15 protein-coding genes are annotated in these 11,685 nt (G+C 67.1%); 6 read left to right on the top strand and 9 right to left on the bottom strand.

Annotated elements, in window-relative coordinates; translation table 11 throughout:
• Positions 1-44 precede the first annotated feature (44 nt).
• Positions 45-284 carry an MbtH family protein gene (locus GBRO_RS18545; RefSeq protein ID WP_012835422.1) on the top strand — a complete coding sequence of 80 codons (240 nt, stop codon included), beginning with the start codon at positions 45-47 and terminating at the stop codon, positions 282-284.
• A gap of 236 nt (positions 285-520) precedes the next feature.
• Positions 521-871 (top strand): hypothetical protein, encoded by a 351-nt coding sequence (locus GBRO_RS18540; RefSeq protein WP_012835421.1) that lies wholly within the window; start codon positions 521-523, stop codon positions 869-871.
• A 69-nt stretch (positions 872-940) separates the two neighbouring features.
• Here the strand turns inward: GBRO_RS18540 and GBRO_RS18535 are convergent, their stop codons facing one another.
• The gene (locus tag GBRO_RS18535) at positions 941-1,477 is read right to left on the bottom strand and encodes a Nif11-like leader peptide family natural product precursor (protein ID WP_012835420.1); all 537 of its coding nucleotides are present in this window, start codon (positions 1,475-1,477) and stop codon (positions 941-943) included.
• A 128-nt stretch (positions 1,478-1,605) separates the two neighbouring features.
• Between GBRO_RS18535 and GBRO_RS18530 the strand changes: the two genes are divergently transcribed.
• Both GBRO_RS18530 and GBRO_RS18525 read left to right on the top strand, forming a co-directional pair.
• Positions 1,606-2,736: an LLM class flavin-dependent oxidoreductase gene (locus tag GBRO_RS18530; protein ID WP_012835419.1), complete on the top strand. Its 1,131-nt coding sequence runs from the start codon at positions 1,606-1,608 to the stop codon at positions 2,734-2,736.
• Positions 2,733-3,407 (top strand): FMN reductase, encoded by a 675-nt coding sequence (locus GBRO_RS18525; RefSeq protein WP_012835418.1) that lies wholly within the window; start codon positions 2,733-2,735, stop codon positions 3,405-3,407. The genes GBRO_RS18530 and GBRO_RS18525 overlap by 4 nt, the downstream gene beginning before the upstream one ends.
• Before the next feature lie 12 nt (positions 3,408-3,419).
• Here the strand turns inward: GBRO_RS18525 and GBRO_RS18520 are convergent, their stop codons facing one another.
• A complete protein-coding gene (locus tag GBRO_RS18520) occupies positions 3,420-4,430 on the bottom strand; it encodes a pirin family protein (RefSeq protein ID WP_012835417.1) in 1,011 nt (336 codons plus the stop codon).
• A gap of 25 nt (positions 4,431-4,455) precedes the next feature.
• Positions 4,456-5,220: an acetoacetate decarboxylase family protein gene (locus GBRO_RS18515; protein WP_012835416.1), complete on the bottom strand. Its 765-nt coding sequence runs from the start codon at positions 5,218-5,220 to the stop codon at positions 4,456-4,458.
• Positions 5,221-5,601: 381 nt separating this feature from the next.
• Here GBRO_RS18515 and GBRO_RS18510 point away from each other — a divergent pair, with 381 nt between their 5' ends.
• Positions 5,602-6,258, top strand: a complete 657-nt coding sequence (locus tag GBRO_RS18510; RefSeq protein WP_052298434.1) for a helix-turn-helix transcriptional regulator — start codon at positions 5,602-5,604, stop codon at positions 6,256-6,258.
• Positions 6,259-6,418: 160 nt separating this feature from the next.
• Positions 6,419-6,808: a response regulator transcription factor gene (locus GBRO_RS27115; protein WP_012835413.1), complete on the top strand. Its 390-nt coding sequence runs from the start codon at positions 6,419-6,421 to the stop codon at positions 6,806-6,808.
• A gap of 3 nt (positions 6,809-6,811) precedes the next feature.
• Here the strand turns inward: GBRO_RS27115 and GBRO_RS18500 are convergent, their stop codons facing one another.
• The 6 genes from GBRO_RS18500 to GBRO_RS18475 form a co-directional block, all read right to left on the bottom strand.
• The gene (locus GBRO_RS18500) at positions 6,812-7,813 is read right to left on the bottom strand and encodes an alpha/beta hydrolase (protein ID WP_012835412.1); all 1,002 of its coding nucleotides are present in this window, start codon (positions 7,811-7,813) and stop codon (positions 6,812-6,814) included.
• Between the two features lie 96 nt (positions 7,814-7,909).
• On the bottom strand, positions 7,910-8,767 hold the full coding sequence (locus GBRO_RS18495; protein WP_012835411.1) for an anti-sigma factor: 858 nt from the start codon (positions 8,765-8,767) through the stop codon (positions 7,910-7,912).
• The gene (gene sigK / locus GBRO_RS18490; protein ID WP_012835410.1) at positions 8,760-9,356 is read right to left on the bottom strand and encodes an ECF RNA polymerase sigma factor SigK; all 597 of its coding nucleotides are present in this window, start codon (positions 9,354-9,356) and stop codon (positions 8,760-8,762) included. Before sigK ends, GBRO_RS18495 begins: the two co-directional genes overlap by 8 nt.
• 111 nt (positions 9,357-9,467) lie before the next feature.
• Positions 9,468-10,250, bottom strand: a complete 783-nt coding sequence (locus GBRO_RS18485; protein ID WP_012835409.1) for an ABC transporter permease — start codon at positions 10,248-10,250, stop codon at positions 9,468-9,470.
• Positions 10,240-11,382 carry an ABC transporter ATP-binding protein gene (locus GBRO_RS18480; protein WP_012835408.1) on the bottom strand — a complete coding sequence of 381 codons (1,143 nt, stop codon included), beginning with the start codon at positions 11,380-11,382 and terminating at the stop codon, positions 10,240-10,242. The genes GBRO_RS18485 and GBRO_RS18480 overlap by 11 nt, the downstream gene beginning before the upstream one ends.
• Complete coding sequence (locus GBRO_RS18475; RefSeq protein WP_012835407.1) at positions 11,375-11,641, bottom strand: MbtH family protein; 267 nt, start codon at positions 11,639-11,641, stop codon at positions 11,375-11,377. The genes GBRO_RS18480 and GBRO_RS18475 overlap by 8 nt, the downstream gene beginning before the upstream one ends.
• Positions 11,642-11,685 lie beyond the last annotated feature (44 nt).

Raw genomic sequence — 11,685 nt, 5'->3', positions numbered from 1 at the left:
TCGAAACCACTAACGTATGGAAAGAAAGTAAGGAGACACTAACCATGACCAACCCCTTCGACGACGAAAACGGTCGCTTCTACGTCCTCGTCAACGACGAGAATCAGCATTCCCTCTGGCCGACCTTCGCCGATATCCCGGCCGGCTGGACCAAGGTGTTCGGCGAGGACTCGCGGGCGGCCTGCCTGGAGTACGTCGAGCAGAACTGGACGGATCTTCGGCCCAAGAGTCTCATCGAGGCGATGGAGGCGGATAAGGCCGGCGGGAACCCAGATCAGGGGTGACCCGTTGAGTGGGTATCGCGAGGATCACCGTGGAGCGTCAAACCGATTGCCGATTCACATCTGCCACACTGGCCTCTTTCGTCACGCATAGCACGCCCGTAGCATAAGAGCCTGCGGGTCAGCTCGAAATCTGCTGTGATCTGCGCGACAATTATGAGGAGATCGAAGTCAAGTCCTCATACCGAATGACAGACTGTGATCCAACCGGCTCAGGGGGAGTCCGGGGCGAGGAAGCTATGAACAACTCGGAGTACTCCTGGGAGCAGCAGCGAACACGCTCCATCATCGACAACGTGTTCGCCAAGGCTGAGCTCACGCCGAGCCTGACCGCGGTGCGTCACAGCGGTCAAGCGACCACCTACGGCGCCCTGGCCACCGCCTTCGAGCGATATGAGCAGGTCGCCTCCAAGCATTCGATCAACGCCGAGGCGGCGCTGCCGGCGTCGGTGCTGCATTGTCTGCCCAATGTCGGCAACCTGGGTTCCCCCGACGCCGTGGCCGGCGCGATGGGTGAGATCCTCGGCTGGCTCGGACGAGATATCCCCCGGGGCGACGAGGGTCGCGGACATCTCCGCGCTGTCGGCTGACCCCATCCGGACAAAGGCAAGAAGCGAGGCCCGAGAGCGATCTCGGGCCTCGCTTCTATCCGTACCGGGTCAGTGACCGCCGTGCTGGCTGCCCTGGGCAGCGAGTGCATCCACCGCTGCGGCGCTGAGTTTCCAGTCGCCGCCGACCTTGACGTAGCCGAGGGTCATCGGCGCGCCGTCGGGCATGGGGATGTGCGGGCTCTTCACGGCGATCTTCACGTTCGCCTTGTCGGTGCCGTCCGCGGACACCTCGTTGACGGTGAAGGTGTATCCGGCGCCCTTGGCGGCGGTCGCGAAGGCCTTCAGTGTGGTCTTGGTGGCAGGATTGCTGGTGTCGACGACCTTCTCGAGGTCGGCGTCGGAGGTGTCGGGGTTGGTCGCCTTGTCCAGGATGCCCTGGGCGTCGGACTTGCTGAGGCCGGCCACCTCCTGGGCGACCTTGCTGCTGATCGACTGCGCAGCGCTGGTGACCTTGCTGCCCGCGTTCTCGACCGCACTGCTGGCGGCGTTCTTGGCGTTCTCGGTGCTCTCTTCCGAGCAACCGGCGACGACGAACAGGGCTGCTGCAGCGAGTGCTGCGGCGCCGATGGATTTGCGAAGCTTCATTGGGCGACTCCTCTTGATCGGGTAAGCCAACACTAACCCACCCGTTGCGGCGCATGGATCAACCCGGGGAATTAAGCGGACCATGGTCCGGTTAAGTGGAGTGAGACCAACAAGACCAGGAGGCCGACATGCAGTTCGGACTGTTCAGTGTCAGTGACATCACCATCGACCCGACGACCGGCATCGAGCCGACCGAGTACGAGCGGATCAAGGCCATCGTCGCGATCGCCAAGAAGGCAGAGGACATCGGACTCGACGTCTTCGCCATCGGCGAGCACCACAACCGACCGTTCTTCTCGTCGTCGCCGACGACGACGCTGGGCTACATCGCTGCACAGACCTCGACATTGCAGTTGAGCACCGCGACCACGCTGATCACCACCAACGACCCGGTGAAGATCGCCGAGGACTTCGCGATGCTGCAGCACCTCGCCGACGGCCGCGTCGACCTGATGCTCGGACGCGGCAACACCGGCCCGGTGTACCCGTGGTTCGGTCAGGACATCCGGCAGGGCATCCCGCTGGCCATCGAGAACTATCATCTGCTGCACCGGCTCTGGACCGAGGACGTGGTGGACTGGAAGGGGCAGTTCCGTACGCCGCTGACCTCATTCACCTCGACGCCGCGGCCCCTCGACGGTGTCGCGCCGTTCGTCTGGCACGGTTCCATCCGCAGCCCCGAGATCGCTGAGCAGGCCGCCTACTACGGCGACGGCTTCTTTGCCAACAACATCTTCTGGCCCAAGGAGCATTTCCAGCGCCTCATCGGCTTCTACCGCGAGCGTTACGAGCACTACGGCCACGGTCAGGCGGATCAGGCGATCGTGGGGCTCGGCGGACAGTTCTTCATGCGCCGCAACTCGCAGGACGCGATCAACGAGTTCCGGCCCTACTTCGACAATGCGCCGGTCTACGGACACGGCCCGTCCCTCGAGGACTTCACGGACCAGACCCCGCTGACCGTCGGCAGCCCGCAGGAGTTCCTGGACAAGACGCTGACCTTCCGGGAGAGCTTCGGCGACTACCAACGCCAGCTATTCCTGGTCGATCACGCGGGGCTGCCGCTGAAGATCGTGCTCGAGCAGCTCGATCTGCTCGGTGAGGTCTTGCCGGACCTGCGGGCCGGCTTCGACGAGGGCCGCCCCGCCCACGTCCCCGATGCCCCGACGCATGCGTCGCTGGTGGCCGCTCGGGATGCTGCCGTCACCGGCGGCGCCCAGGCCGGCACCGAAGCCGTCACCGAGGAGGTGGACGCATGACCACCCGTGCCCCGCGGGTCGTCGCCGTCAACGGTGGTCTCGGCGATCCGTCGTCGACCAGATTGCTGGTCGACCGGATCGCCGAGGCGGTGGCGCGCCGCCTGGGATCGGCGGCGGAGGTCGAGGTCATCGACCTGCGCGACCTCGCCGTCGACATCGGCGCGTCGATGACGACGGGTTTCGCCGCCGGTGCGGCGCGCGACGCCGTGACCGCCGTCGAATCCGCCGACGCCCTGATCGTGGCGTCGCCGGTGTTCAACGCCTCCTACAGTGGCCTGTTCAAGTCGTTCTTCGACCTCGTCGACGTCGACGCGATGGCCGGTAAGCCGGTCCTGATCGGTGCCACCGGCGGCAGCCCGCGGCACTCGATGGTCCTCGATCACGCGATGCGACCGCTGTTCTCCTACCTGCGCACCGTGGTGATACCGACCGGTGTCTACGCGGCTGCCGAGGACTGGGCCGGAACGTCGGGGGATACCGCAACCCTGTCCGGCCGGATCGACCGGGCCGCAGAAGAATTGGTGGCCCTGCTGAGCCCGCGGGCGGTCGCCGTCGCCGACGACGCCACCGAGTCCGGCGGGAACACGGCTCCGACCGACCGCAGGCAGGTCGCCGTCGAGGCCGCAGGTATCGCGAACTTCGCCCGGTTGCTGGGCAATTCGGCAACCTGAGCCGGGGTTCGGTTACCGCGTGGCCGGGGGATTGTGCCGCGGCTTGAGCCGGGTGTTCGGTAGCTCGGGTGCCGGAAGATGTTGGATGTCACCGGAATACCCCTGCACCTGACCGAAGCGCTCGAACCCCGGCCCGCTCGTCATCCACTCGTCGCGGTAGCGGACGATGTCGTCGTGGGTGCGGCCGAGGAAGTTCCACCACATGATGATCTCCTCGCCGAACGGTTCGCCGCCGAGGAGGATCACCCGCCCCGGCGAATCGGAGGTGTTGGTCAGCGGCAGCGTCGACACTCCCGGCGCCACATAGCCCATATCGGTGGGTTCGACCACCACATCGGTCTCGTCACCGATGGCGAAACGCCCGGCGTCGACGAGGATTCCGTGTTCGAAGTCAGATCGCACCGGAAGGTCGACGCGGGCGCCCGGCTCGCAGATGAGCTCCGCGCCGAGCAACGGGGTGAACGTGTGCACCGGCGACGACGACCCGAGCAGCTCGCCGAGGAATACCCGGACACTCGCCCCGTCCTGACTCACCGGATCCGGTACGTAATGCGCGAAATCGCGTGCCGTGTCCACGCTTTCGCCGGGCAGGGCCACCCACAGCTGGACGCCGTGCAGGACGGTGGTGTCGGCGGTGGAGACCTCGGTGTGCGCGATCCCATGGCCCGCCGTCATCAAGTTGAGTTCGCCGGGACGGACCATCGCATGATTGCCCATGGTGTCGCGGTGCTCGATCTCACCGGTGAAAAGCCAACTGACCGTTTGTAATCCGGTGTGCGGATGAGGGGGCACATCCATCCCGCCGGTCACCGACACGTCGTCGGGCCCGTAGTGGTCGGCAAAACACCAGGCGCCGATGAGGGATCGCCGACGCTGCGGCAACGTGCGGTGCACCGTCATCGCGCGCGGCCCGCCCAGCGGGACGTCGCGGGCGGTGAGAACCTCGACGAGCAGACCGTCGTCGGACGCGGCGGCGCCGGGACGGCAATCGACTTCGGACGGCCTGATCTCGAGGTTGCTCATCACCCCACGGTACTGCCGTCGTGTCTCAGCGGCGCTGGACGACGGTCGGGTTCTCGAACGTCATGGTGAGCCGGCCGACCGACGAACTCATCAGCGCGTGCCGACTCAGGCGCAGTGAGCGCAGTTCGTCGGCGATGGGTCCCTGCCCCAGGGTCAATCGCGCGCCGCCGACCCGGGTGCGGGTGTCCTGGGTGGAGGTGAGTCGCCAGGGTGTCAACCGCAGGACGCCGTCGAGCTGCGAATAGGCGTTGAGGACGGTGTCGGCGGCCGATCCCGGAACCGGGATTCCCGGCCGGACGCGCAGGCCGACGGCGGTCCGCCCGTCCACGCGGACCTTGCCGTGTTTGGTCGCGGAATCGTGATCCACGTCGAACTCGGCGAGGGTCTTGGGGAAACCCCAGATGCCGCGGCCGGCGGCGAGGGTGAACTCGCCGTCGACGGGCAACCGGTGGATCAGGGCGCGGGCATCGCCGCGGATCAGTTTGCGCATCGCCGCCACCGGCGACGTCGGGGGAGCCTGGGGGTCTTCGACGAGGAAGCACACGCCGAATTCGTTGTAGGGGCCGAGATCGCCGTCGACGTAGTCGATGAACACGATCATGCACATCGCGCGGCCCGGCCGGATACGCAGCGGGCGCAGCGTGCCCACGCGCGGGGCGGCCGAGTCGATGGCTCGCTGCACGGCCGCCGCGTCGGCGCTGAAGCCGGCGACGAAGCAGCGGGCATCGCGGATCTCGACGGGCATGGTCACGGTTGTGCCCAGGACGTCATGGGTCGACGGAGCGGTCACGCACTTTCCCTTCACGAGGATCAAAACGAGAACGTGTTCTAGTTTCGCACACCTTGGAGTGCGGTGGGCGCATCTGGCGATCGATACCCCATGGGGGTGGATCGACATGTAGAACCGTGAATTCGATGGTCCTGTTGTCCACAGAAGCGAGGACAACGTGAATACCGTCGTCACCTGCGACAATGCGGGACAGTACGGTGTGGAGGTCGGTCAACCGGCCGATGTCGGTCGGCTGGGCTAACGTACCCGCAGGTTTGGCGTATTGAACCAGTGTGGGCGACGAGGACTATCCGCTGAACCGGACAGACAACGCGACAACGACATGGGTGGAAAGGAGGACGGGTGGATGACGAACTGGGGCTGACACCGTTGCGCGTCGGCATGGTCGACGACCACCGGTCCCCGATCTGGGGAATCGAGCGCGTGCTCGATCCGATACCCGACATGGACTTCGTGTGTGCGGCGCCGACGGTGGCCGGCGTGCTCACCGAGAAGCCACTCGACGTGGTGCTGCTCGATCTGCGCCTCGACGACGGCACCACGCCGCGGGAGAACGTGACCACCCTGACCGAGCATGGCATCGCGACCGTTGTCTACACCTCTGGCGAGGATCCCTCGCTGTTGCGGTCGGCCGCCCGGGCCGGGGTGCTCGGCATCGTGCTCAAGTCGGCGGATGAGTCGATGATCGTCGACACCATCCGGGCGGCGTCGCGCGGACAGGAGGTCCTCACCACCGAGTGGGCCGCCGCGATCGACGGCGACCCCGAACTCGCGGCGGTCGATCTCTCGCCGCAACTGCAGAAGGTGCTGGCGCTCTACGCATCCGGGGAGACCTCGGCGCGCGTCGGAGCCGCCCTCGGTGTCTCCGCGGAGACGGTCAACGAGTATCTGAAACGCATCCGGCAGAAATACGCCGACGCCGGTCGGCCCACAAGGACCAAGATCGACCTCTTCAAACGAGCGGTGGAGGACGGCTGGCTACCCGTTCCGCATCGTCGGCGCGGCCGGACCTCGTCACTCAACGGAGGCCAACGATGACCACCGTGAGCTGTGAGACGAATGTGATCGGGAGTCCCCATTTCTGGGTCTACCAGGTAACGAGACAGGCACCTAGCGTGAAGTACACATCAGTAGTGATGCGAGACGTCTGCGGCTCCCACCCCGCAGTTGCCCCGCGTTTCGAGAAGGGGATCGACCAGTGACGGCCAGTACCGAACTTCCTTACGGCGCGGCGGATTCCATCCGGGCTGCCCGGCCGGGTGGCGCGTCGACGGCGCCGGTCCGCGTCCAGCTGGGGCACCCCGCGGGCGTCACCCGACTCGCCGACTACCGGCACGGCGATTCGATGCCCACGCCGCTGCCGCGCCCAAATCTCTCCGACCGCGAGGTCGAGGTGCTGCTCGCCTGGCTCGCGGCCGAGTCCAAGGAGGAGGCGGCCGGCGTGCTGTTCATCTCGGCGTCGACGGTCAGCACCCACCTCGCGCGGATTCGCGCCAAGTACAACGCCGTCGGACGTCCGGCACCCACCAAGACCCACCTCTTCGCGCGGGCCCTGCAGGACGGTTACACCAGCCTCGACCGCTGGTGACCCTCACCGCAGGTCACGGGCGAGTTTCGGCCAGGTCTGGTGCAGGTCGTCCTCCCAGTAGCCCCACGAGTGGGTGCCGTTGGGCCGGAAGTTCACGTGGACCGGGATCTTGAGCTGATGCATCCGATCCACCATCTGCCGGGTGCAGATGTCGATGGCGACCTCGATACCGCCACCGAGGACCGCCTGGTTGGCCAGGGTGAGCGGATCGCCCTCGATGTTCTTGTCGTCGAGGCGCTCATGGGCGCCGGGGAGCCCGCTGCCGGTGGTCATGTAGACCTTGACGCCACGTAGCTTCTCGGCGTTGAGGTAGGGATCGTTGGCCCGCCAGCCGGGACCGTTGAGCGGACCCCACATGTTGACCATGTTGCCGCCGCCACGGTGCTGCACGACCAAGCGGATGTACTCCTGGCCCACCGGGTCACTCGTGCGGGCGCATCCGCTGAACGCGGCCACCGACCGGTACAGGCGGGGAGCGGAGATCGCGAGATTGAGCACCGAGGTGCCGGCCATCGAGATGCCGGCGATCGCGTTGACCCGCGTGGTGTCGAATGCGCTGTTGATGAGCGGCGGCAGCTCGTCGGTGAGGAACGTCGTCCACTTGTTGCGGCCGAGCACCGGATCGTCGCGCTGCCAGTCGGTGTAATAGGAGAACGCGCCGCCGATGGGCGTCACCACGAAGACGTTCTTGTCTGCGAAGTAGCGCTTGTAGTTGGTACGGGCATCCCAGGTCGCCGAATCCTCGCCACCGCCCGCGCCGTTCAGCAGGTAGAGCACGGGGCTGGGCCGCGTGCGGTCACGCGGGGTGAGCACGGTGACCGGGATGGTCTTGCGCATCGCCGCCGAGTAGACCATCAGGGTGACCTGCTGGGCGTCGTCGTGGTAGGTCGCGGTGATCCGCGAGGCCGGTGCCGCCTGGACGGGGCCCGGGGTGAGCAGGCCGGCTGTGAGGGTGGCGAGGGCCGTGCCGACAGTCAGCAACGTGATCCACCATCGACGGGTCATCTTCACCTCGAGATCCTTGCGAACATCAGGCCCCGCACAGGGCGGGGCCGGGCAACGTCACACAGTGTAGGGGAACGGGTCACAGTCAATCTGGGGTCACAGGGCGATCTGGGCGAGGATCGGAGTTGTCGGTTGCGGGGACCCACCGTCGGGTTCGATGGTGATCGCGAGGACCTGCGAGGCATCGAGCTGGTCGACGAGGACGGGCGAGCGCAGACCCTGGGTCCCGACGAGACCGGCGGACACCGGGCTGGCCGCCTTGCCCACCAGCCACAACTGGAAGGTCTGACCCTGCGCGAGCGGATTGCGCGGATCCCGGACCACCGCGACGGCCTGGTTCGCCGACCGCGAGGTCACCACCGATATCGACCCACGGTCGTCGCTGAGCTGCGCGAAGGATACCTTGGCGTCGGGGGCGGCGAGGACATCGACGACCTGCTGATCGGGTTGGGACACCGCGGTCGGCGGGGTGGGCTCGGGAGCGGTGGTGCGGCCGATGAGGACACCGGCACCCAACGCGACCGCCGCGACGACGGCCGCTGCCGCGCCCGCGGTGAGCAGCCGGCGCCGTCGGGCATCCCGCTCCTCCCGTCGTCGGGCGAGCGAAGTGGTGCCGTCGGCGGGATCTGTGGTGCTCTCGGCGCGGGTTGGGGTGCTCTCGGCGGGATCTGCGGTGTCTTCGCTGAAGACGCGCTCGAGGACGTGGGCCCGCAACTCCTCGGGGGCATCGAGTGCGTAGCCGGCCGCCATCCGGGCGATGGCCTGCCGCGTGTCGGCGATCCGCGCATCGTAGATGGTGCGGGCCACCGCGGGCAGGGCCTCGAGCTCGGTCTCCACACGGGCTGCCTCGTCGGCGGTGAGGACGTCGACTGCGTACAACTCGACGTGGTCGTCGAGCCAGTCGCCCCCGGGTGCGTCTACCGGGCTCTCGCCCGGCCGGTCGTCGTCAGCCATCGATCTCACTCCGCAGGCAGTTCTTCAACCGGCGCAGGCCATCCCGGATGCGGGATTTGATGGTCGGGAGGGGAGTCGAGGTCTCCGCGGCGACCTCGGGATAGCTCAGTCCGTTGAAGTAGGACATCTCGATCGAGTCGCGTTGCAGATCCGTCAGCTCGTTCATGCAGCTGCGCAACGTTGCCGCCTCGTCGTCGGCGACCACGATCTCCAACGGAACCGCTTGCGGCGGAGAGACATTGGCGGCACCGTAATCGGCGACCTTGCGCTGCTGCAATTCTTCGGATCGCACGCGGTCGACGGCCCGGCGATGTGCGATGGTCATCATCCAGCTGATGACCGATCCGCGTGCGGGATGGTATTCGGGTGCCTTCTGCCAGTACTGCAGGTAGGCCTCCTGCACGATCTCCTCGGCGTAGTGCCGGTCGCGCACGATCCGGAACGCCAGGCCGTAGATCCGTGAGCTGGTCAGGTCGTAGAGCCGTGCGAACGCGCCACGGTCACCGCCGGCGGCGCCGGTGAGCAGCGCGACGAGTTCGTCGGCGGCGCGCCCGGAGTCGGCTGTACCCGAATGGGCGGAGCCTCCCATGCGGGCGGGGCCTCCCATGTGGGCAGAGCCACGGCGCGATGTCACTCCTCCACGGTAGCCAACCGCCCGCGGCCATATCGGTGGTTCGGTGGTCATCGCTGATCCGCCCCGCTAGCGATGGGCCGCACGGCGGTACAGGAACAGCGAGACGGGCACGCAGATCGCCAGGATCACCAGACTCGACGCGACGGCGTACCCGGCCGCGTGATCGGCGACCCAGCCGGTGGCGGGCGGGAAATCCGGTGGTGCGGTGTTGCCGAACAGGTCCCTGCTCGCGGTGGCGACCGCGGTCACCGGATTCCATTCGGCGATGGCGCGCAACGGCCCCGGCAGGCTCTGCGCGGAGATGAACGCGCTCGACAGGAACGTGACCGGGAACATCCACAGGAAGCCGATACTCTGGGCCGCCTCGACATTGGGTGCGATGAGTCCGGTGACCGCGCCCACCCACGCCATGGCGAGAGCGAACAGGATGATCACCCCGAACGCGGCGGCCGCGTCGGCGGCGCTGCCCTGTACCCGCCAGCCGATGGCGAGTCCGCACAACACCATCACGGCGAGCCCGACGACGCCGAGGACCATGTCGGAGGTGACGCGGGCAGCGATCACCCCGAGCCGTGACATCGGCAACGAACGCAACCGGTCGATGATGCCGTCGGCGGTGTCGTTGGCGAGCCCGACGGTGGTGAAGGCCGCGTTGAACACGACGGTCTGGGTGAAGATACCGGCCATCAGGAACTCCCGGTACTCGCCGCCGCCGAAGGTCGCGCCGAAGACGTAGGCGAACAGGAACACGAACATCAGCGGCTGAATGGTCGCACCGATGAGTAGTGTGGGAATCCGCCTGACGGTCAGCAGATTTCGTTCGACAAGGACTGCGGTGTCAGCCAGCATGGGCGTGCTCCTTCTCGGATGCGTCGGCGGGGTCTGTCTCGGCGGGATTCGAATCCGCACCGGCGTCCGGATGGGTTCGGCCGGTCAGCGCGAGGAAGACGTCGTCGAGGCTCGGAGTGGTGACGGTGACGTCGACGACGTCGACCTGGATCTGCTCGAGCGTCTTGACCGCGGCGACCGCGCTGCGTGTCCCGTCGGGTACCGGAAGCGACCAGCGGCGGGCATCGAGGGCCTCGGGCATCCCGGTACCGATCTCGGCCAGGGTTGTCGCGATCAGTTCGTCCTCGACATCAGTTGCGGTGTCGTCGATCTCGATGGTCATGATCGATCCGCCGGTCGCGGCCTTGAGTTCCTCCGCGGTGCCCTGGGCGCAGATCGTACCGTGGTCGATGACGGTGATCTGATCGGCCAGCGAGTCCGCCTCCTCGAGGTACTGGGTGGTGAGTAGCACGGTGGTGCCCGCCGCCACCTGGTCGGCGATCACATCCCAGATCTGCCGGCGGCCACGCGGATCGAGTCCGGTGGTGGGTTCGTCGAGTATCAGCAGCCGCGGCCGGTTGATGAGCGCACCGGCCAGATCGAGGCGCCGGCGCATACCGCCGGAGTAGGTCCGCATCGGCCGGTCGGCGGCCTCCGACAGTCCCAGCTCGGCGATGAGTTCGCGGGCGCGCGAGGCGGCCTCGGATCTGGACATGCCGTAGAGCTGAGCCACCAGGCGCAGGTTCTCGAAGCCGGTCAGGGTTCCGTCGACGGCCGCGTATTGTCCTGACACGCCGATGATCTCGCGTACCCCGTCGGGGTCGGCGCGGGCGTCGCGGCCGTCCACCAGCACGGTGCCCTCGTCCGGGGTCAGCAGGGTGGCCACCGCACGGACGGTGGTGGTCTTGCCCGCGCCGTTGGGCCCCAGCAGTGCGTGGACGGTGCCGGCCGGGACCGTCAGGTCGAGGCCGGCGAGCGCGTGCACGCGGGGTCCGCGGCGCAGGAGTCCGGTGCCGAAGGTCTTACGCAACCCGCGGATCTCGAGTGCCGGTCGCGCGGATTGCTGCGTGGATTCTGGTGAGAATTCTTCTGGGGAGGATTCCTCTGCAGCGAGTTCGGTTGGTGCGGTGTCGGTCTGGTCCGGGTCAGTCATTCGGTGTCGTCCCATCGACGCCTCCTCCGGTCGGGGCGGATCGGCCGCCGGCCTGTTCCATGGCGCGGATCAGGCTGGCCGGCCTCATATCTCGCCAGTTCTCCTCCACGTAGGCCAGGCAGTCGTCGTGCCCGGCGGGTCCGTGGACGCTGCGCCAGCCGTCGGGGACCGGTGCGAAGTCGGGCCACAGCGAATGCTGGTTCTCGTCGTTGACGAGTACCCGGAAGACACCGTCGGTGTTGTCGAATGGGTTGGTCATGGTTCCTCCTGTTCGGTGGTGAGGGGGATGGGTGAGCGGGTGAG

The organism is Gordonia bronchialis DSM 43247 (genome assembly GCF_000024785.1).
Lineage (GTDB): Bacteria > Actinomycetota > Actinomycetes > Mycobacteriales > Mycobacteriaceae > Gordonia > Gordonia bronchialis.
Note: the sequence above shows the minus strand (reverse complement) of the source record. Positions and strands in the feature narration are given on the sequence as shown.

Excerpts from the sequence above, each read along its gene's own strand:
- GBRO_RS18545 (WP_012835422.1), top strand. The coding sequence starts at position 45 with ATGACCAACCCCTTCGACGACGAAAACGGTCGCTTCTACGTCCTCGTC.
- GBRO_RS18540 (WP_012835421.1), top strand. The coding sequence starts at position 521 with ATGAACAACTCGGAGTACTCCTGGGAGCAGCAGCGAACACGCTCCATC.
- GBRO_RS18535 (WP_012835420.1), bottom strand. The coding sequence starts at position 1,477 with ATGAAGCTTCGCAAATCCATCGGCGCCGCAGCACTCGCTGCAGCAGCC.
- GBRO_RS18530 (WP_012835419.1), top strand. The coding sequence starts at position 1,606 with ATGCAGTTCGGACTGTTCAGTGTCAGTGACATCACCATCGACCCGACG.
- GBRO_RS18525 (WP_012835418.1), top strand. The coding sequence starts at position 2,733 with ATGACCACCCGTGCCCCGCGGGTCGTCGCCGTCAACGGTGGTCTCGGC.
- GBRO_RS18520 (WP_012835417.1), bottom strand. The coding sequence starts at position 4,430 with ATGAGCAACCTCGAGATCAGGCCGTCCGAAGTCGATTGCCGTCCCGGC.
- GBRO_RS18510 (WP_052298434.1), top strand. The coding sequence starts at position 5,602 with ATGGTCGACGACCACCGGTCCCCGATCTGGGGAATCGAGCGCGTGCTC.
- GBRO_RS18500 (WP_012835412.1), bottom strand. The coding sequence starts at position 7,813 with ATGACCCGTCGATGGTGGATCACGTTGCTGACTGTCGGCACGGCCCTC.
- GBRO_RS18495 (WP_012835411.1), bottom strand. The coding sequence starts at position 8,767 with ATGGCTGACGACGACCGGCCGGGCGAGAGCCCGGTAGACGCACCCGGG.
- sigK (WP_012835410.1), bottom strand. The coding sequence starts at position 9,356 with ATGGGAGGCTCCGCCCATTCGGGTACAGCCGACTCCGGGCGCGCCGCC.
- GBRO_RS18485 (WP_012835409.1), bottom strand. The coding sequence starts at position 10,250 with ATGCTGGCTGACACCGCAGTCCTTGTCGAACGAAATCTGCTGACCGTC.
- GBRO_RS18480 (WP_012835408.1), bottom strand. The coding sequence starts at position 11,382 with ATGACTGACCCGGACCAGACCGACACCGCACCAACCGAACTCGCTGCA.
- GBRO_RS18475 (WP_012835407.1), bottom strand. The coding sequence starts at position 11,641 with ATGACCAACCCATTCGACAACACCGACGGTGTCTTCCGGGTACTCGTC.